This is a genomic window from Acinetobacter sp. P1(2023) (assembly GCF_028367635.1).
GTDB classification, from domain to species: domain Bacteria; phylum Pseudomonadota; class Gammaproteobacteria; order Pseudomonadales; family Moraxellaceae; genus Acinetobacter; species Acinetobacter pittii_E.
Genome location: NZ_JAQNDD010000007.1, coordinates 106,391 through 126,106 on the forward strand (window position 1 = coordinate 106,391; position 19,716 = coordinate 126,106).

At 34.6% G+C, this 19,716-nt stretch carries 16 protein-coding genes and 1 pseudogene; 6 read left to right on the forward strand and 11 right to left on the reverse strand.

All coding sequences use genetic code 11. From position 1 onward, the window contains the following. Positions 1 to 4: 4 nt before the first annotated feature. A complete protein-coding gene (locus POD11_RS12110) occupies positions 5 to 1,954 on the forward strand; it encodes a TniQ family protein (RefSeq protein WP_262457301.1) in 1,950 nt (649 codons plus the stop codon). Between the two features lie 31 nt (positions 1,955 to 1,985). Here POD11_RS12110 and POD11_RS12115 read toward each other — a convergent pair whose 3' ends face one another. From POD11_RS12115 to POD11_RS12135, 5 genes are all read right to left on the reverse strand, one after another. Next, positions 1,986 to 4,007: a DUF3732 domain-containing protein gene (locus POD11_RS12115; RefSeq protein ID WP_262457302.1), complete on the reverse strand. Its 2,022-nt coding sequence runs from the start codon at positions 4,005 to 4,007 to the stop codon at positions 1,986 to 1,988. Further along, the gene (locus tag POD11_RS12120; RefSeq protein ID WP_262457303.1) at positions 4,004 to 4,456 is read right to left on the reverse strand and encodes a three component ABC system middle component; all 453 of its coding nucleotides are present in this window, start codon (positions 4,454 to 4,456) and stop codon (positions 4,004 to 4,006) included. Before POD11_RS12120 ends, POD11_RS12115 begins: the two co-directional genes overlap by 4 nt. After that, positions 4,453 to 5,580, reverse strand: coding sequence for a hypothetical protein (locus POD11_RS12125; protein ID WP_262457304.1), 1,128 nt, complete (start codon positions 5,578 to 5,580; stop codon positions 4,453 to 4,455). The genes POD11_RS12120 and POD11_RS12125 overlap by 4 nt, the downstream gene beginning before the upstream one ends. A gap of 181 nt (positions 5,581 to 5,761) precedes the next feature. After that, positions 5,762 to 6,250 carry a hypothetical protein gene (locus POD11_RS12130; RefSeq protein WP_262457305.1) on the reverse strand — a complete coding sequence of 163 codons (489 nt, stop codon included), beginning with the start codon at positions 6,248 to 6,250 and terminating at the stop codon, positions 5,762 to 5,764. Positions 6,251 to 6,371: 121 nt separating this feature from the next. Then, positions 6,372 to 7,091, reverse strand: a complete 720-nt coding sequence (locus tag POD11_RS12135; protein ID WP_262457306.1) for a hypothetical protein — start codon at positions 7,089 to 7,091, stop codon at positions 6,372 to 6,374. A 96-nt stretch (positions 7,092 to 7,187) separates the two neighbouring features. Here POD11_RS12135 and POD11_RS12140 point away from each other — a divergent pair, with 96 nt between their 5' ends. Then, positions 7,188 to 7,400 (forward strand): helix-turn-helix domain-containing protein, encoded by a 213-nt coding sequence (locus POD11_RS12140; RefSeq protein WP_191015675.1) that lies wholly within the window; start codon positions 7,188 to 7,190, stop codon positions 7,398 to 7,400. A gap of 35 nt (positions 7,401 to 7,435) precedes the next feature. Here the strand turns inward: POD11_RS12140 and POD11_RS12145 are convergent, their stop codons facing one another. Next, on the reverse strand, positions 7,436 to 7,693 hold the full coding sequence (locus tag POD11_RS12145) for a helix-turn-helix domain-containing protein (protein ID WP_262457307.1): 258 nt from the start codon (positions 7,691 to 7,693) through the stop codon (positions 7,436 to 7,438). 203 nt (positions 7,694 to 7,896) lie between these two features. On the opposite strand from POD11_RS12145, the gene POD11_RS12150 reads away from it, so the two are divergent. The 4 genes and pseudogenes from POD11_RS12150 to POD11_RS12165 all read left to right on the forward strand — a co-directional run bounded on the left by POD11_RS12150 (position 7,897) and on the right by POD11_RS12165 (position 14,230). After that, on the forward strand, positions 7,897 to 8,571 hold the full coding sequence (locus POD11_RS12150; RefSeq protein WP_262457308.1) for a metallophosphoesterase: 675 nt from the start codon (positions 7,897 to 7,899) through the stop codon (positions 8,569 to 8,571). 928 nt (positions 8,572 to 9,499) lie between these two features. Further along, positions 9,500 to 12,415 (forward strand): beta strand repeat-containing protein, encoded by a 2,916-nt coding sequence (locus POD11_RS12155; protein WP_262457309.1) that lies wholly within the window; start codon positions 9,500 to 9,502, stop codon positions 12,413 to 12,415. A 105-nt stretch (positions 12,416 to 12,520) separates the two neighbouring features. After that, positions 12,521 to 12,754 (forward strand): annotated as a pseudogene (locus POD11_RS12160) (darcynin family protein); the annotation flags it as partial. Between the two features lie 399 nt (positions 12,755 to 13,153). Beyond that, positions 13,154 to 14,230: a hypothetical protein gene (locus tag POD11_RS12165; RefSeq protein WP_262457310.1), complete on the forward strand. Its 1,077-nt coding sequence runs from the start codon at positions 13,154 to 13,156 to the stop codon at positions 14,228 to 14,230. Positions 14,231 to 14,330: 100 nt separating this feature from the next. Here POD11_RS12165 and POD11_RS12170 read toward each other — a convergent pair whose 3' ends face one another. From POD11_RS12170 to POD11_RS12190, 5 genes are all read right to left on the reverse strand, one after another. Beyond that, entirely contained in the window at positions 14,331 to 14,882 is a 552-nt protein-coding gene (locus POD11_RS12170) for a TetR/AcrR family transcriptional regulator (protein ID WP_262457311.1), read from the reverse strand. 687 nt (positions 14,883 to 15,569) lie between these two features. After that, positions 15,570 to 16,061, reverse strand: a complete 492-nt coding sequence (locus POD11_RS12175; RefSeq protein WP_004794389.1) for a flavin reductase — start codon at positions 16,059 to 16,061, stop codon at positions 15,570 to 15,572. A gap of 185 nt (positions 16,062 to 16,246) precedes the next feature. After that, entirely contained in the window at positions 16,247 to 17,290 is a 1,044-nt protein-coding gene (locus tag POD11_RS12180) for a methionine synthase (protein WP_262457312.1), read from the reverse strand. A gap of 21 nt (positions 17,291 to 17,311) precedes the next feature. Beyond that, the gene (locus POD11_RS12185) at positions 17,312 to 18,298 is read right to left on the reverse strand and encodes a DUF1852 domain-containing protein (RefSeq protein WP_016142103.1); all 987 of its coding nucleotides are present in this window, start codon (positions 18,296 to 18,298) and stop codon (positions 17,312 to 17,314) included. A 348-nt stretch (positions 18,299 to 18,646) separates the two neighbouring features. Next, entirely contained in the window at positions 18,647 to 19,672 is a 1,026-nt protein-coding gene (locus POD11_RS12190; protein ID WP_262457346.1) for a fatty acid desaturase, read from the reverse strand. Positions 19,673 to 19,716: the final 44 nt, after the last annotated feature.

Consider the following 19,716-nt stretch of genomic DNA (forward strand, 5'->3'; position numbering starts at 1 on the left):
GGAAATGTCTTTAATTTACATCCCCATCCCGAATGAAGATGAATCAGCAGCAAGTTTAATTTTACGTGCAACAGAAAAAAACGGTTATAGAACCTCTACAAGCTTTATCTATGCTTATAACTTAAAAGTGCATACTAAAAGTTTAAATGCTTTCTTTGCAAATCGAGAAAAGTTCCGAGTTCTACTTAACCATCTTGAATTAGACTCTGACTATGAAAAACTTGCCCCTCTGAGTGTTGGCCCGACAAAAAGACATTTAAAAGAACTTACCAATCAACTGTTTCCAGAAAACTTTCTTAGCGCAGATGCAACAAAGCTCTGCCCTATCTGTATAGCTAATAAACATTATCTTAGAAAAACTTGGTTATTTAAGCACTTAACACTATGCATTGAACATAAGACAAAGCTCATATCAGAATGTCCGAACTGCGGCACACTCATGACAGCTAATAGACGTGCTGTACATTTGTGCTATCACTGTGAATATGATTTTAGAGAACAGAAAAGCAATGAATTAATTAATTCTGTTGAACTAAAAGCGAATGAATGGTTTATAAGTTGTTTAGAAGCAAAATCGTTAATTAATTTAAATAAAATCAATAAATTATTTAACACAATCAACTCAACCAGAATTTTATATTCGAATATTCAAATTTGTCTTCCCGATATTGTTTTAGCTTATTATTATTTTAATAATAAAATTGAATACCAGAATTCAATTTTAAAGATAGCTCTAGACAATATTAATATTATTCACCCTCGCTTACTTTTAATTTATTTCATTGCATTTGAAAAGAAAAATTCCGAAAGTCTCTACAATATACTTTCAGAATTATCTAAAATTAATTTTATTACAGATACTTCTGAATATTTCTTCTCTCGCCGATTAGCTTGTATTGCCTTAAATTTATCTGCATCTACTTTACATAGAAATTATCTACCAGACTTGAGTTCCACCTCAAAAATATCATCAAAGATTATTGAAGATATCCTAATAGGTAAGAAAAAAAAGATAAACCCCAGTGTAATTGAACATGATAAATATTGTGATATAAAGCAATTATCTAAGCTGTTAGCTATCAACTATGATCTGGCGAATAAACTATTTTATCATTCAAATATCTTTCAAGTTGAATCACTAAAACTTGGTTCTAAAACAATTAAAGTTATAAAACTTAAGGATTTATTGAAATTTAATAAGAAGTATATTTTAGCAAGTTGCTTTGCAGAAGCATTAGATATCAATCCAGCCATTATTTATAAGCGGTTAAAATTTATCAATATTCTTCCAGTATACGGTCCAGAAATAAATGAGATACCAATAAATATCTATTTAAGAAAAGATTTAGAAAATATTACTAAAGAGCAAATTTTAGATATCATTACTTATGAAAGAAGAACAGAGAATAAAAGTTTCATGAAATTCAAATTACAACTTGAAGTTCAATATATTTGCGACAGACTTAAAATCAATAAAATGCAGTTTAACAAATTAGTAAAATGTGGATTAATCGAAAAATGGGATTATAAAGAACATAAATGCTTCTTTAATCGAAGCAAAGTAAATAATATTTTTAGACTTACAAATAGTAATGATCATTTAACTATTGATGAGACTAGAGAAGTTTTACAAGTCTCTAAAAACTGGTTTTTCAAGTATTGGGTAACCACGGGTTTTATTGAAGTAATTGATCTTTGCATATGGCGACTCGTGTCAAAACAACAAGTAGAAGAAGTTCTAAAAATTAAAGAAATTTATTTCACTGGTGTAGAAGCGAGCAAATTTCTTGGTATGCAAAACTCGCATGTCACAAATTTAGCATCTCAAGAGATCATTACCCCTGTTTATCTTGGCAAAGGTCCTAAAATTAGGCTTTTTAAAAAAGAAGATATCTTTGCTCTTAAAGATGAATACTCTAAAACCAATTATCTAGATGATCTAGCAAAGACTTAAATCTTTACCAGATCACATCTGAAACTTTTATTTAGAGTAGTGCATAAGGAGGAACTGGATGTATTAAGCCTCTTTTTCTCCATCTATTCCCATTTACTAAACTATCAAATGACACTCCATTTGACAGAGTAAGATCATCCGCATGATCAGAAACAATAATCTGGGGCGAAAAACCTTCTTTTGCCTCAATTTCTTGACAGTAAATTGATAGTCTACTAAACAGATTCTCTACTGCTTTGATATCTTCATCAATCTCACGTTCACTCGCAGAACGATTTTGCTTATCTAGAGCTTTTTGTTGATCGAATGTCTCGGAATTATCGCGCTTAAAGTTTGGGAAATATACTTGTGTTGGCTGATCCAAAAATAAGATAGTTGGAATAGCACACTCATGACCTAATTCTGCGAAATATTTATGTAATGCTAAAAACAGTGTCACATGGCTGTAAAGCCAATTCGCTCCACTCCCCATTGATCTTAAATAAATCTTTTCATTATCAGTTTCATGGTAAAGGTCAAAAGTCTCAAACGAAAAGTGCAAGTTAATTGGTCTATAGCTATCCTCAAACTCGAAATATTCACCAATTTCCTTCATGTATTGATTTACTTTAGCTGATGCAGCCTCTAAATCTTTTTTTACATTGTATTTCTCTAATTTTTCCTCAACTTCTTTAAGCCTTTTACGTAAGCCTGTAACTTGTTCGTCTAGCTCACTTTCGTTTGTAGAATTCAGAGTTTCCAACATTACAATTAAATTGGCTTTAGTTTTTAAAATAGTTTCATACAAGCTTTTTTCTTTTTCAATTTGCTTTTCTGTAATTTCAATTTTTTTAACCTGATCACTTAAATAATTCACCTTCTCGGACATTTCTTCAATCTTGCGATTAACGTCTGCCAATGAAGTTTGAAATTTTGCTCTCATTGGTCGTAGTGAAGTTACATTATGAGAAATTTTAGTAATAGCATTCTGTAGTTTTTTAGCACTATCACTTAATTGATGTTGCTCAGTTTGACAAAAAGGACATGTAATTGTTGCGATATGAACTTTATCAGGTGCAGTAAATTTCTGACTATTCTCAATAAATCTATCTTCTTCTCTTATATGATGATTTATTGAAGAAGCTTGTCTTTGCAGTGCCCTTAGCTCGGCTGTCTTTGCATTCAAATGTTTTTTGAGTTCAATATAATACTCGGTAGAAGCATTAGAACTGTGAACAATACGTTCAGGTACAATTAGGCGCTCTAAAGTATGTATTGCTTGTTGAGGATTCCATAAAACTTGGTTAATTGGAATCAGTTCCTCACGACTTCCCATCAATGAGTATAAATAATCTAACATCGGAGCAATGTGTTCTTTATGCTTCTCTACTACCTTTTTCTTCGCGTCTTGTTCACGCTTCAAACCATTCAATTGAGATAATAATTGTTCGCGCTCTTGAGAAAAGATGAAGAAATCTTGATCAACGAATCCCAGAAACATTTTGATGTGATCAATAATCTGATCGCGTTTTTCTTTTTCATCAAATCGATAAAAAAGAGCATGCTTATTTGCAATCAAATTCTGATGTTGAAGCATAAATGAGGTAAAGCTACGTATTGTAGGTGTAGGTGATTTACGATTAGAACGTTTTTCTCTCCCAAATAATGATTCATCAACATCATTAATTATTATGAAATAACTACGGAGGCTCTTCTTAAAATCTTCAATCGGCCTAAAATAAGAGTCATCAAAATAGCCTTTATTTATAATTTCTGTATCGTAACCCTCTACTTTTCTTAGGAATGCTTTATTGTTCATCGCTGGACGACGAGCGATAACAATATGATGCTCTTCTATTTGTAAATATACATAATATGTATCAGCACTTTCAGTAATTACACCTTTGGGTACCGTATATTCACTACTTCCAAAGCAATAATCAAAAATTTCAATGAGAGCACTTTTACCCGTTGAAGATTTTCCTGTTACAACATTTAGACCCTGTTTAAATCGAACAACATGCTTCCGACCTAATTTGTCCAACACACCCAGTTCATGTATAAAAGTTTTCATCGTGGCTGAACCCCTAAAAAATCATAAATTTCGACAACTGAATAATCACTTAATAAACGAGCTAGAAGAGTTGCATTCTTCTGAACAGTAAAGGACTGAGTATTATAGGTATTGAAAATAAGCGTTAAATTATCACTATTAAAATCTAACCATTCATTGGCTAAACAATAATATATTGTTTGTTCTGTAAGATTTTTGAATTCATCAATTCGTTCTTGTAGATCAAAAAAATCCTCTCTTTTTTTAAAAATAGTCCAAAGCGTACTATTTTTTTTAATATTTTTTAATCTTTGAGAGAATATAGGGTGACTACATAACGGTATAACCAATTGAGAAAGCAAAAGATTATTTTCTTTAGGCTCTAAATTATTATAAAAACTAGCAATATAATCCCCATACTTGAATGGATTATAGTGAATGGTGTAGATATCATCAATAATACTACTCATGGTTCAACTTTCCATTTCAAAACTTGTTTCTCGTCATCCATAGCATCATGAATAAGACCATTTTTATATTCTATAGGAGGCAAGTGACCATCAATTGGTAGTGGAGTTTCTACCATTGTTTTATTATAAAAAAGCTTTGAAGATTTTAACAAATCAACTGCTTCTAACTGTGCAGTTGAGTAGTTAATTTTTAAAATTTTAATAACTTTTTTTTGATAATCCTTTGTTTTAGCCGCATATAAAGGATGTTCATGCAACTGTTCAGTTAAAGAGTTCTGTAGTTCAATATAATTACTAATTGCTTCATCAACACAAGAGTGATGATCAATATCATGTATCTTCTGAACGAATAATTTTGTTTGATGAACTTCTAGTTCAGTATCGGTAGCTTCATATCCAATAAATGGAGGAAATGTAAAATCCTTTTTACAGTAAGTTGCTGTAAGTTCTTCACATTTTGCATCAAAATCCTTTTTTCTCACTTCCCACGATGTTTTGCCCGCCAAATTATAAACAAAGCCGATTAGACCATCCAAATAACGTTCTTGATTATTCTTTGGAATACCTATAGGACGTTCTAAAATAGTTCTCTTTATTGCTTCATGATCATCGGCCTCTATATAAAGATTAACTTTCGCGATGACTTGAATTAGCTTATTAGAGTCCGTCTCCATCACTTCTTTTTGGAATGTAACTACTGCTTTAGGTTTTTTTGCCTCTAACTCATCTTTAGTACGTTCACTGTATATTTCTTGAAGTACATTAAAACGTTGTTGAGCATCTAAGGTATTCCAATCCTTAAATCGGGTTGTAACCCCAAATGGCTGTGTTGTATGAAGAACTAAAGCTCCATATTTTTCATGTTCAAATTTGGGGTCTAACCAGTTTTTTAAAGTTTTCCAAAAATTTTCATGATGATCACCTAGAGTATCTGCATAGTTTTTTACCTCAATTTGGACTGAATTTTCAGGTTTTTCACCCGACACACTCACATCCCCATCTCTTTCAAAAAAAATAGACTGATCACTTTCTAAAGAAAAACATTTATTAATTCCGATTAAAAATTGATAATGAAATGCTAAAGCTGTAGTCAATGCTGCATTTTTTGTAAGGCCTTTACTCATGCTCTACCCGAATTTAATCTCATGAATACACAATTAATATTAGCTAAGAATGATTTGTTTATTTTTAACTAGTCTGAATCTAGCTCAATCATTTTCTAAGCGCGAGTATACAATAGATTAAAAAAAAATCAGCTAAATTTTCATTCTCAGTAAAAATGAAGGTTCATTTATAAATATTTATCTAGAGATCAATATCATTCAATACAGATTTAATAAAAAGAACTTTAGTTTCCAGTTCAACTATTCTCTTAGAAATACATCGATCATATTTATGTAAGAAATTTTCAAAGTCAGGATGTTTATGGACAATATCCTGAATAAGAATTTGTTCTACCTTGTTTCTCTGCAATGATTTTTCAATAATATTTTGCTCGGTAAGTAATACTGCTTTTATTTTCTCTTGCTGAATATTTTCCTTATGTACTTTAAGTCTAAGAGCCTCACTATATCTATATATCCTATTGTTCTCGGCTTTCTTTTCACGCTTTAAATATTTACACTCAACCAAAATAGCTAGGCCTCTGTAGATTAACTGGCGGTCCTGATCTCCCATGTTTTTTCTTTTATCAAAAATGGCTTGGACGAAATCATTTGCTCTCCAATTCAATATTTCATTACTCTCAAGGATTTCAAAAAATTCATGGTAAAAGGGTAAAGTCAGTTTAGACATACAGATATAAGATCAACAAATGAAATAGAAAATGAACAATAGGCTACTTAGCCAAAGTATAGATAAGCGTAGGAAAGTACTAGTCTTTCCTACGCTTTATTAAAGTTTAAACCCTAGTAAATTAACGATATGTCCGAATTAAATTATTTTCCAAGTAACGATTGGTATAATTATTTTCAAACCAACGCATCATATCTGCACCAAAGTAAATATTGGTGTATATACGGCTATCGACTCCAATTGCTGAGATGGTTTGCCAAGAACGAGTCATAATCGCAACTGGACTACCCTTTTTATCAAATTCAATTAGAGCTGGATCTACATCATAACGATTAGATGCACCATTAAAGGCTGTAATCGCTTGTCTTAAATTATTATTCAATGATGCATTTACATCTTTTTTATATAAGCGAACTTCATTACCTCTAGCTAATGCCTGCTCAATAAAAAGTTGTGCAGCCAAGTCCTTTTCTGAAACATAAATACCATTATTAATTCTACGGTTTGCTTCTGAAAAATTAGCTTGGTGAGTAATATATTTTTCTAGAAAGATGGCATCGAAAGTTCGTTTCTCTAATTTGTACTTATCCTTTAATAAAGCTGAGTTTAGAGTGATGACGTTATTATTGCCTTGTGAAGAAAGTACCAAGAACTTATTGCGAATATTTTCATCTCGCATATCGTTCCAAACCTTAACTGTACCATTACTCACCCACCCATCATAAGCTTGAACTCCTTTTGAAATAGTTTTTACGGTTGAATTTGCAGCTTCCTGCATTTGTTGGCAACCAACTAAAGTCAAACTGAAAAAGGTAATTATACTTAATGGAATTTTGCTCATTTTTAATTCACTTATAACATTAAAAATGAGGATTATAATCCGTGGACTATTAATCCGCAAAAAATAATAGTTCTATTCTTTATGTGAATAGAATTTATGCAAGATTTATCTATAAAAGTTGGACAATTAATTCGTAAAAAACGTAAAGAGAAAGAAATCAGTCAGGAAAAATTGGCATTACTCTGCAATATAGATCGCAGTTATCTAGGCCGAATTGAAAGAGGTGAGGTCAATATTACGATATTAAAACTGTACGAAATCTCTAATATTTTAGATGCTGATCCTAAAGAGTTGTTACCTGATAATTAATGTAAAATTTTTAACTGGATTTAAAGTAATATTTATTAATTCTTCTCTGCAAACAGCGCTTCAATTTCATCCCAATCAGGTAAAATATGCTTCTTTTGCACGACTTCAAACTGTAATCCAACTTCATCCAGTAGACGTTCAAAGATATCAAAAGACCCTGTAAAACGACCATTCTCAATTTCAGATATGGTTGTTTTGTTGATTCTAGTTAATTCAGATAGTTTCTGTTGCGTATAGCCTTTGCTTTTTCTTGCTTCTTTTACTTTTTCACCTATCTGGCCTCTATGCGCCATCGTATTCCTCTCATACAAAGTTAGCTATATGGCTAACATTCTATAAATAATGAATAAAGTTAGCTATATAGCTAACTTTAGAAGTTCTATTGATCTATATCTCCGAGTGCCTTATTAGAAAACAGGAATGAATATTTCAAAAGTATTAGTTTTAAAATCTGTTGATGATTACACTCTTCAACCGCTTTACAAGAGAAAAGACTATGTTTACTCATTACCTATCCCATTCTAAAGGACATATTTTTGTCGTAGGTGATATCCACGGTTGTTATTCTCTTCTAATGCAGAAATTAGAGGAACACAATTTTAACTTTGATAATGATTTGCTCATATCAGTGGGTGATCTAATAGATAAAGGTCCCGAAAATATCGATTGTCTAACCCTTATCAACCAACCATGGTTCACTATGATTCGGGGGAATCATGAGGAAATGTGTATCTTAGGAAAAACTGATCTTAGAATTCGGGATATACACTTAAGGAATGGTGGTGAATGGTTCTACTCATTACCACAAAATAAACAATTAGAAATTTCTTCTGCCTTTTCTCAACTTCCAATTCTTATAGAGCTAAAAACCTTTAGCAAAAAAATTGGCTTTGTTCATGCAGATATAGATTGCAATGATTGGGAGTTATTCAAGAAAGACGTTGAGCAAGGTAATTATCAAATATCTGGACTACAGTCATGTTATCAAAAAGCGCTATGGGGCCGAGATCGTATTCGTAACTATTGTGAAGATCATGAAACTGTCCGAAATATAGATGAAGTCTATCTAGGACATACAATCGTAAAAGCCCCTATCCAGCTAGACAATTGTTTTTATATCGATATCGGCTCATTTTGGAGCAAAGATCTATTTATAAAAAAACTCACTTGAACAATTTTAAAGTGCTAAAAAAAGGAAGTTTCAATTGTCGTTTTAGCAAAATAAGGAAGTTTCAATTGTCGTTTTATGCACATTTCAATTGTCGCACCAAATTCTAAGTCATTGATTTATATGTACCACCAAGGAAGTTTCAATTGTCGTTTTTCGATCAAATCAAAAGAGCCGCTCTATTCGAGTGGCTTTTTTATTATTAAAATTATTTAATTTCAATAAATTCAGATTAATATTCAAACCATTAAAATATATTTTATAATTTTAAAAACAAATAATATAAATATAAGAATATTTTATAAATATAGAAATTCTCTTGTTTAAAAAAAAAGATTTTTTAATACTTTAAATTAAGGTGTCGGCTGACCCAATTTAGTTTTTAAACGAAGGAAATCTCAGCCGACGGCGTACATATACCAAATTATTATTACAACAGCTCCTATCAATACGTTTATTTTACAAATTAAAAAAGATAATTAATTAAAAATATTACAAAGCCTCCCCTATTATTTAAGTCATTAAAATTATTTAAATTAATATTATTAAATTAACCACTCAATATAAAACTAATATAAAAAACAATAATTTATAAAAAATTAGAATTTCCATATTTAATAAAAATATTTTATTTCAATAAGATAAATCATATTTATTCTATATTTTAAAAATAAATATATTATTTTATTCTTAAAATATTTTTATTAACTCACCTCTTTTTTGTGTTTAAAAATGTTATCAAAAATAATCGTACTTTTTATTTAGTTGATTTTGAATATATTTAAAAATTTTCGCTATTAGCAGTGACCCATTACACAACTTGACACCAAATAGTAAAAAATTAAATACTCTTCCTCAATTATGTGGTTTAACGCACATAATAAAACAATAGTAATAAAAACGTCTCAAACAAATCACATGGAAATAGATTATGTTTATTAAAAGTATTTTATCTTCGATTACTAATATTATCCCACTTCCTGAAAACAGTAACACAAGCAATAATTTAGGTAATGGCTCTGGCGATGGGCTATTAAATGGCGCAGCCTCAGGTAATGGTGAACATAACTACGGTATTGGAAATGGAATTGGTGATGACGCCAGTATTACTGCCCCAATTACCATTCCCCTCAACCTCTCTGGTAATTCAATTACACTCATAGGCAACTCATCTTCTAGTTCAGTCAATACTTCTCCAACAACCACGTCAAATAATGTTAACGACAACGACACTACTATTAACGGTAATGGTTCTACAGTTGGTGGCGGTGCAGGCAATGGCTCTGGCGATGGCCTATTAAACGGCATCGCTTCAGGTAACGGCGAACAAAATTTTGGGATTGGTAATGGCATTGCTGATGACGCAAGCATTACTGCCCCACTTTTAATTCCAATTAATCTTGCGGGTAACTCAATCACATTAATTGGTGATTCATCTTCAAGCTCGGTCAACAACTCTTCGACCAATACATCGAACACAGTCAATGACAACGACACCACCGATAATGGTAATGGCTCGGGTGCAGGCAATGGTTCTGGTGATGGCTTGCTCAATGGAATTGCTTCTGGAAACGGAGAACATAATTACGGAATCGGAAATGGTATTGCTGATGATGCAAGCATTACCGCGCCAATTACTATTCCCCTCAACCTTTCTGGTAATTCAATTACTTTAATTGGCAACTCATCTTCTAGTTCAGTGAATACCTCACCAACCACTACTTCAAATACAGTTAATGACAATGACACCACCGATAACGGCAATGGTGATAGTGGCGTGAGTGCACTTGGCAGCTCCGGCAATGGTTCTGGTGATGGCGCGGGCAATGGCCCAGCTTCGGGTAATGGTGAACACAACTACGGTATTGGCAATGGTAACGGCGACGATGTTGATATTACTGCCCCAATTACCGGTGTTCTGAACTTATCTGGAAATTCATTTACCTTAATTGGTGATTCTTCATCAAGTTCAGTCAACACAGCCCCAACAACGACTTCAAATACGGTCAATGACAACGACACTATTGATAATGGCAACAGTGGCGGAATTGGCGGTGGCTCAGGAAATGGCTCTGGCGATGGACTATTAAACGGTGCGGCTTCTGGCAACGGCGAACAAAACTTCGGTATTGGTAATGGCAACGGTGATGATGCTGATATCACTGCCCCAATTACTGGTGTTTTGAATTTCTCTGGTAACTCTTTCTCGCTCATTGGAAACTCATCTTCTAGTTCGATTAATACTGCCCCAACCACAAGCACTAACACAGTTAATGACAATGACGTGACTGATAATGGCAATGATGGTGGTGCACTTGTTGGCGGAAGTTCTGGAAACGGTTCTGGTGACGGCCTACTCAATGGCGCTGCTTCTGGCAATGGCGAACATAACTACGGTATTGGTAACGGAAATGGTGATGATGCAGACTTCACATTCCCACTGACTGGCGTACTCAACTTTTCTGGAAACTCGATTTCAGGCTTTGGTAGCTCATCTAGTGACTCAGTAAATATTGCACCAACCACAACGACTAACACAGTCAATGATAACGACACTATTGATAATGCTAATTCGAGCGGGCTCATTGGCGATTCTGGTAATGGCTCTGGCGATGGTTTACTCAATGGTGCTGCTTCTGGCAATGGCGAACATAACTATGGTATTGGCAACGGAAATGGTGACGATGCAGACTTTACGCTTCCATTTACTGGTGACTTGAACATCTTAGGTAATGCTTTATCAGGTATAGGTGGCTCTTCGACTGACTCGATCAATATTTCACCGACAACTACTTCAAATACAGTCAATGACAACGACACAACCAATAACGGCAACACTTCAGGTGGTGTAATTGGTTCTGGTGATTCAGGCAATGGCTCTGGTGATGGCTTATTAAATGGCATTTCATCAGGTAACGGCGAACATAATTACGGTATTGGCAACGGTAATGGCGATGATGTTGATGTTATTGCTCCTATCACCACACCAATTAATGTATTAGGCAACTCTTTCTCATTTATTGGTGGTGAAGGTACAGGCGATATCTTAGGTCCGATTACTGGCGTTATTGGTGGTATTAGCGGTGATGGAGATATCTTAAACCCAATTACTGGCATCATCGATGGCATTGGTGGTGATGGCGACATTCTAAGTCCGATTACTGGCATTATCGGTGGGATTGGCGGTATTGGTGGTGATCTAGGCGATAATCCAATTACAGGTATTATTCAAAGCGGTATCGACGTTCTACAAAATTTAGAGAGCCTAAAAACAGGTTTGATCAACACAGGTATTGATACGATTGCCGACACAATTATTGGGGTATTCCCAGGTGCAGAGCATCCTGTAGGTGATTTTGCTGACCTTGGAAAACTACTTTTTGAGACTTCACGCGATAGTGTTAACGGTACGCTTGAGGCTATTTCTGACCTTGCAGGCGTTGACCTTGATGGAGCAAGTGGCTCGTTCATTGGTGTAATTAATACACTGCTTACTAATGGTTCAACGGCTTCTACTATTATTCAGCATATTGTAGGTGATGACCTTGTGACTGAAAACGGTGGTCTCTTGGGTTCAATCACTACGATTATTGGTGGCGTTGACAGTGGCGACGGTGGATTCTTAGGTGGTCTAGATGGAATAATCTCTATCGACAATGGTAGTTCTGACGATAACAGCCTTGGTATTGATACAATTTTAGGAAATATTCTCGGCTCGGTAGGCTCGAATGAAGGTATTGCTGTTGGTGAACCTGACCCAACGGGCGGTAGTTTGATTAACACGATTTCTTTCACATCGGTAAATCAGTTAACTGACCAACTATTGCATGCTTTGCCGACTGTCTAATTCGTTGGTAAAGATATAAACCTTATAAAAGCACCTTTTAAATCTTGAGTTTGGAAAGTGCTTTTTATTGGGAAAATTATGCTGAAGTGTGTAATGACCTAAACGCTTGAACCTATTTTTGAGAAGTACCCGACTGTAAAAGTTCACTGGTATGACGTTGAAGCATTTAGTACTAAAGCCAGTGATATTGCTGTGTTTGAGACGACATCTCTGCAAGATTATTATTTTGTGATTGATGCGATTCGAGACTCTGAGTTTTGTACAGTGCCCTACTTTGAATTTGTAGAGATTATTCCTGCTATTGAAGATGGATATGTTGAGTATGAGAAATCTTTATAGAGGTGGTGAATTTTTTCCATATAAACAACCAATTAAGAAATTAACTCTTTAATAAGTTTAATTATATAATCTTAATAAAATTTTCTATTATAGTAGTTTTATTATACTTATTAATATCTAAGACTTTTTCACCCCTAAGAATAGACTGATATTTTAATTATTAAGAATAATAAACAAATTAAATAAAATATTTTAGAAAAACTTAAATAAAAAGCATAATAAAAATCTAAACGACATATTGTGTCGCACCTTTAAAAAATATTATTTATATCCACAATATCCTTATTTTATACTAATTAGCAAATAATCTTATATTGATTTTATTACTTTAGAAAAACTACTTCTAATTTCAATAAAAATTCAAAAACTTAGATATCTTTAAATTATGGAGTTAGTCCCATGCCAGATGAAAAAACTTTTAAATTATTAAAAAAATATATAGATTTATTTTTAAAAGGTAAATCTAAAGAAGATATTTTCACATATTTTCTTGAAATAAAAAAATTTGCTTTACATTATGTAATGAGTTATGAACTTGAGGGTGAAATATATTTAGTTTTAGATAATTGTATAATACAAGCAATTAAGCATAGAAAAAGTCAACCTCATAGAGCTGTCCAAGCAGAGGCATATCTTACATTTTGTAACTTTGTAAAATATTGGAGCGATAGAGCTACTTACTTAGCGATATCTCCTATGGCTATTTATGAACATCTTGGAAGGAAAGTACCACCCACATTATCCGAAGTACACAATACCCTTATTGAACTTAATAGTATTTTGTCCTCCGCTGGGTTAGAAATTAGATATATCAATTTCCGTGATGCTAAGTCTTTATACCCTATTCTTTTAAATATAGTTCACGATGAGAGAATATTGACTGAATATATTAAAGATATTGATAAAGTATCTTGGAAAACTGACTTAGCAGCTCCTAGGGGAGTAAAAATACCAATAAGTATTGCAGCAAAATCATTACCAACCCTACCTCCTCTGAAATATTTTGACCCCTGGTATGTACATTTTGTTCTATCTGGAAGAGTTGAACAATATATTATTAACCAATCAAAACATAATCCAAATGCAATGCCTATTTCAAGTGGTGAATTATCTATTCTATTTTCAAAATTAAATAAATTTAGGAAAAAAACTACCCTACAAGGATTAGGTGATATTGATATTTTTCAGATATGTGATGTATGTAGCCAATATGAAAGAAAGGCTACGCATTTTTTTATAGGTCAATCTTTGGATGAAACTTTAAGTAAAGTATTATTTCGTAGACATACTCTGCATGTTTCTTCTGAAATAGTAGTAGGAGGAGCTCCTGATCAAGAAGAAAAAATATCAAATCTTGTACAATTTATGTTTTCTAAACCATTTGAAGAAAATGAAATTCGTCGACAAAAAATTCAACCAAAATTTATTAATTTTATGGAATTTATAACCCAAATATGTCTAGAAAATATTGATTAAAAGTAAAAATATATTAGAGCAACATTAAAATTTGCTCTAATATAATATCTTGTTGATATAAATAATTTATTTAATTTAAAAAATTTTATCTTATCATTCTTTACCCCCTCCCCCAAAACCTCTCCAACACCACATCCCTTTCATCCACACTATTTGAACTCAACACTTGTAGCATCAAGCCATCAATTAGGTTTAATACCATGTTGGCATCTGGGTTAAATGCTTTGCTTTCCAGACTAAAGACCAAATCAAAAAGCTCTCGAAGTAACCATTTTCGATATTCAACGGCCATGCGGTAAGCCCTTGGGTAAAGCTGTTTTATTTCAAAAATGGCTTTAAACAAAAGGTGGTAAAGGCTATTTACATCGACATGTAATCGAACAATTTCTTTGAGTTTATCGGCTGCGGTTGGGTAGCGGTGTGAATAGACAATTGCCAGAACTTCTTCTTTGAGTCGGCTTTTTTGAAAGATTAGGCACATTTCAACAAGCCGTTCTTTTGAGTGAAAGTAGTTATAAAACGTGGCTTTTTGAATTTTGGATTTTTTGATGATTAGGTCTACGCCTGCATTATGAAATCCATGCGTTGTAAAGAGTTGGATAGCGGTTTGAACCACCTGTAATTTTTTGGAAGATATTTCTAAAGTTGGCATAGTTTTACCGTTATAAATTCTTGTTGTTTCTAAATGAGATAAAAAGCCTGTGCCCTTTCTGGGAGAAAAAAAGGCACAGCAAAGCCGTAAGACGGTGCTTGGCACATCTCAAGTTTTATTGTTGATATAAGTTTTTAGTCGTGACGAGCTAAAGCTTTAAAACGTATTTTCAATTAAACAGTTTTAAAGATGAGCTAAAGGATATTGGAATAAAAGGCTTGGCAATGGTTGCCAATAAAATAGAAATGTTGCGCATGAGCGACTCCTTAGGTAAAAGAAGTCCTACCGCATTACTGTCAAATAATGGTGGCAGAACGAAAGAGGGTTGACAGACTGAACCTAAGAATCAGCACACCCGAAGGTGTCCCCCTTCCGTCCTACCGCAACAAAAAAGGGGGACGAACGAGTCTACATTAAAAAAACAAATTTTTTCAATGTCTTAGGTTCTGGCCTGTCAAAGCCAACTGGCAATGTAGGCCAGCACGCAAAGCATAATCTGTGAGTTTAGAGGTGTCAATGTAGCTTTTATGACAAGTATTTAAATTTATTATTATTTTTCATTAGATTAACTTAATTATTATTTTAGATATTATATTTAATTGTATTTTTAAATTAAATGAAGCGATCCATGCTTATTCATTTCTGTCTTTTAACTTTTAATGTGAGAGTACACAGCGGAAAGTCAGATTAGACAATCTCGGTCTGTCCCACTTGGTGATAAGCACGATTAAAATAAACCAAGCTTTGGTCATGCTGGCTTTGTTTAATCGCAACAATCGGACAAATAAGAATAGTGTGTGTGCCGACTTGTTGAATTTGCTCAATCTCACAATCGAAACTGACTAAAGCATCATCTAACACAGGTGAACCTGTTTCTAACTCAATCCATTCGCCATGTTTAAAGCGTTCTTCTGGCGTGAGTTTAGATGAAAATGCTTTTGAAATATGTTCGTGGTGTGCGCCTAAAACATTCACAGTTAAGATTTTGTTATCTAGGAAATGTGCATGTGAGCTCGCAGATTGGTTCATACACACCAATAATGTCGGCGGTGTGTCAGTCACACTACAAACAGCAGAGGCAGTAAATCCAAAACGGCCAGACATGCCTGCCGTAGTCACAACACTAACTGCACTTGTGAGTAAAGACATTGCATTTCTAAAGTCTGTTGCTTGAACCATGACATTATTCCTAAATTGAACCGTACCTTGTCCTGTGTGTTTGCTATACCGCCCAACTCCATCAGGAAGGTACTATCGACATGCGATCTGATTAGAGCGACATGTAGTAAGTAAAATGAGGGCTACTTGTTTGATTATCAACTGCCATCAAAAAAGTAACCCTTTATACCACTTATTGGTAAATATTAAGCAGTAAGATCAAATCCCGTAAGTTCTCGGCGAACGATTTCTGCACCTGCACTTAAAGCATTTAACTTGCCACGTGCCACTTCACGTGAAAGAGGCGCCATGCCGCAGTTTGTGCAAGGGTAAAGCTTGTCAGCATCTACAAACTGAAGCGCTTTACGCAATGTGTTAGCCACTTCTTCTGGTGTTTCAATCTGGTTAGATGCAACATCAATTGCGCCAACCATGACTTTTTTACCGCGAATAAGTTCGAGTAAATCGATAGGCACATGTGAGTTGTGACATTCTAACGAGATGATATCAATGTTCGACGTTTGAAGTTTCGGGAAAGCTTCTTCGTATTGACGCCATTCTGAACCGAGTGTTTTTTTCCAGTCAGTGTTGGCTTTAATGCCGTAACCGTAGCAAATGTGGACCGCAGTTTCACATTTTAGACCTTCAATTGCACGCTCTAAAGTCGCGATGCCCCAGTCATTTACTTCGTCAAAGAATACGTTAAATGCTGGTTCGTCAAACTGAATGATGTCTACACCAGCAGCTTCTAGCTCACGCGCTTCTTGGTTCAAGATTTTGGCAAATTCCCAAGCAAGTTTTTCACGGCTCTTGTAGTGACCATCGTAAAGCGTATCAATCATAGTCATTGGGCCAGGTAATGCCCATTTAATTGGTTGATTGGTTTGCTGACGTAAAAACTTAGCATCTTCAACAAACACAGGCTTTTGACGAGACACCGCACTGACCACAGAAGGCACGCTTGCATCGTAACGGTCACGAATACGAACTGTTTCACGCTTCTCAAAATCTACGCCATTTAAGTGTTCAATAAACGTAGTCACAAAGTGTTGGCGAGTTTGTTCGCCATCACTCACAATGTCGATGCCTGCAAGTTGTTGCTCGTGCAAAGCCAAACGTAACGCGTCTTTTTTCCCTTCGGCTAAGCCTTCGTTTTCAAGTTTCCAAGGCGACCAAAGCTTTTCAGGTTCTGCAAGCCAAGATGGTTTTGGTAAGCTGCCAGCAGTTGAAGTTGGTAATAATTTTTTCATGATCAATGACCCGTATGTTGATTAATTAGGAGCGTAATTAGCAGACCACTGCTCAAGAATCGCTTGGTATGGTTTGATAAATTGCTCTTCAACAAACTTCCCCTGCTCAATAGCCAAACGGCTACGTTCTTCACGGTCATACACAATTCGAGTAAGTGAATAATCTTCGTGTTTCAAGCTTGGTTGATAAGATTTTCCTGCCACTGAATTTGCGTTATAAATTTCAGGACGGTAAATCTTTTGGAAGGTTTCCATCGTACTAATGGTACTAATCAACTCAAGGTTGGTGTAATCGCTAAGCAAATCGCCAGTAAAATAGAACGCTAACGGTGCAACGCTATTTGGCGGCATGAAGTAGCGAACTTTTAAACCCATTTTTTGGAAATATTCATCAGTTAATGAATAGTCTTCTTGCTTGTATTCCACGCCTAAAACAGGATGTTCGTTTTCAGTACGGTGGTACTCTTTAGTCGTCGAAACGCTTAAGCAAATCACAGGTGCCTTTTTAAAGTTGGCTTTGTAAGTTTCAGAGTTAATAAAGCTCTTAAACAAATTACCGTGCAATTCACCAAACTTTTCTGGCGTGCTAAAAGTCGACTTGTTTTTGTTGTGATCTAACAAAAGCACACTAAAGTCATAGTCACGTACATAAGACGAGAAGTTATTGCCTACAATACCTTCGATGCGTTCATTGGTTTTCTTATCAACAATATTGGTTTTCAATATTTCGATGAGAGGAAGTCCGCTTGCACGGTTTTCGGCATCAATGTTCATTTCAACTGAAATGATTTCAAGTTCAACGCCATAGCGGTCGCCTTTAGGGTTGTCCCAATGAGCTAAGGCATTGAAACGATTGTCGATCATCTGCAATGTATTACGCAAATTTTCTTCGCGGCTCATCCCTCTTGCCAAGTTAGCAAAGTTGGTTGTAATACGTGTATTGTCTGCTGGACGATAGTTCTCATCGAAACAAATACTCTTAATCGTAAATGTAAATTCTTTACTCATTGTGATCAGTACCCTAATTTCTGAGATAAACCTAAATAAAAACTTTTGCTCTTTTTAAACTTTCCAGACTTGTCAGATTTGTGCCTTATGGTCTTATCAAAGTGAATAACTGGAGCGCTTCAGAGCATGAATAGATTTATACCGCAATCACAACATGAATAAAAATGATTTAGTCTCATTCAAAACTGAGTGAAATTCATGTTTGGGGTTTCATTTATTTATTTGCTTTCCATTTTCTTCTTAGAAAAATAAAGAAATTTCGCTATTTTAGGTGCTTAGAAATGATAAATGGACTAAGAGACCTTCATAGAGAACTTAGTCCATTTGAATGAGATAAACAGCTATTTCTTAACTTTTTGACTCTGATAAATCATTTACGTTCCAACGGTTTGCTCTTTTAAAAGTACCGACATCGTTAAACCGTACGCCCATATCACGCATGACTTTATGGGCAACTGGTGCCGTCATTTGGCGAATGTAGAATGGTTCTTTTACTACAAAATGATGGATGGCATGCGTTGAGCCAAAGTTAAAGCAAAACAGTTGGAACGGCATCATCCACCACGGCGTTAATACTTGAGTTTGTTGAATGACATTGCCCAATTCAACATCGCCATAGTAATGCATATTGCTGGTCACAAAGTGTAGACAGAATGTACGCAGCACATTTGGTGCAATCCAAACCACAGTCAAAATATTAATCACATGCATGATATTTAAAGTGGTCGCTGACCAAGCAATTGGTACATTTGCCCAGCCCGAAACCGTATCAATTGCGTGAAATCCTAAAAAGATATACCACAATGACCAGTGAATAATACCAAGCGGAAAATAAGCTAAAAAAGCACGTTTAAAAATGACTTTTCTAACCGCCCAATTATTTGCAGCAATAATGCGTAGTAAAACTGCAAAACCATTATCACCAATCGCGATAAGTCGGCGTATATTCCACTTTTCGCCATTGGTTAAAGCTCTTTCTTCTAAATCGACTTCAGTACCCGAGTTTTTATGATGGTTAAAATGCAGCTCACGGCGTTTCCACGGGTTAATGGTACTTGGTCGAGCTAACCAGACTAATCCCATCATTAAATGATGTGCCCATGGCTTTTTTCTAAAATACATCCAGTGAATCAAATCATGCTCTAACTCATGGGTGAGCGATGCAAAAAAAGCAATAATCGGAATTGCAAACCAAGCTGAAAGTTGATGATTGATATAGAGGATGGCAGCCGTGATCATGCCTACCAAAGATATCAATAAAATCATCGCACCAATGGCATTTTGATGGTTCAAAATAGGATGGCGTTTGCGTAAAGCCACACCTTCCGCGGTTACTACTTTTTTAATATGTTCTGTTTTTTCGCTATCGGTCATTCCGGCAGGATTTTTATAAATGTAGGTCATCCGTTATTCCTCAG

Excerpts from the sequence above, each read along its gene's own strand:
- POD11_RS12190 (WP_262457346.1), bottom strand. The coding sequence starts at position 19,672 with ATGACCGATAGCGAAAAAACAGAACATATTAAAAAAGTAGTAACCGCG.
- POD11_RS12125 (WP_262457304.1), bottom strand. The coding sequence starts at position 5,580 with ATGAGTAAAGGCCTTACAAAAAATGCAGCATTGACTACAGCTTTAGCA.
- POD11_RS12185 (WP_016142103.1), bottom strand. The coding sequence starts at position 18,298 with ATGAGTAAAGAATTTACATTTACGATTAAGAGTATTTGTTTCGATGAG.
- POD11_RS12155 (WP_262457309.1), top strand. The coding sequence starts at position 9,500 with ATGTTTATTAAAAGTATTTTATCTTCGATTACTAATATTATCCCACTT.
- POD11_RS12140 (WP_191015675.1), top strand. The coding sequence starts at position 7,188 with ATGCAAGATTTATCTATAAAAGTTGGACAATTAATTCGTAAAAAACGT.
- POD11_RS12120 (WP_262457303.1), bottom strand. The coding sequence starts at position 4,456 with ATGAGTAGTATTATTGATGATATCTACACCATTCACTATAATCCATTC.
- POD11_RS12145 (WP_262457307.1), bottom strand. The coding sequence starts at position 7,693 with ATGGCGCATAGAGGCCAGATAGGTGAAAAAGTAAAAGAAGCAAGAAAA.
- POD11_RS12150 (WP_262457308.1), top strand. The coding sequence starts at position 7,897 with ATGTTTACTCATTACCTATCCCATTCTAAAGGACATATTTTTGTCGTA.
- POD11_RS12130 (WP_262457305.1), bottom strand. The coding sequence starts at position 6,250 with ATGTCTAAACTGACTTTACCCTTTTACCATGAATTTTTTGAAATCCTT.
- POD11_RS12170 (WP_262457311.1), bottom strand. The coding sequence starts at position 14,882 with ATGCCAACTTTAGAAATATCTTCCAAAAAATTACAGGTGGTTCAAACC.
- POD11_RS12165 (WP_262457310.1), top strand. The coding sequence starts at position 13,154 with ATGCCAGATGAAAAAACTTTTAAATTATTAAAAAAATATATAGATTTA.
- POD11_RS12110 (WP_262457301.1), top strand. The coding sequence starts at position 5 with ATGTCTTTAATTTACATCCCCATCCCGAATGAAGATGAATCAGCAGCA.
- POD11_RS12180 (WP_262457312.1), bottom strand. The coding sequence starts at position 17,290 with ATGAAAAAATTATTACCAACTTCAACTGCTGGCAGCTTACCAAAACCA.
- POD11_RS12175 (WP_004794389.1), bottom strand. The coding sequence starts at position 16,061 with ATGGTTCAAGCAACAGACTTTAGAAATGCAATGTCTTTACTCACAAGT.
- POD11_RS12115 (WP_262457302.1), bottom strand. The coding sequence starts at position 4,007 with ATGAAAACTTTTATACATGAACTGGGTGTGTTGGACAAATTAGGTCGG.
- POD11_RS12135 (WP_262457306.1), bottom strand. The coding sequence starts at position 7,091 with ATGAGCAAAATTCCATTAAGTATAATTACCTTTTTCAGTTTGACTTTA.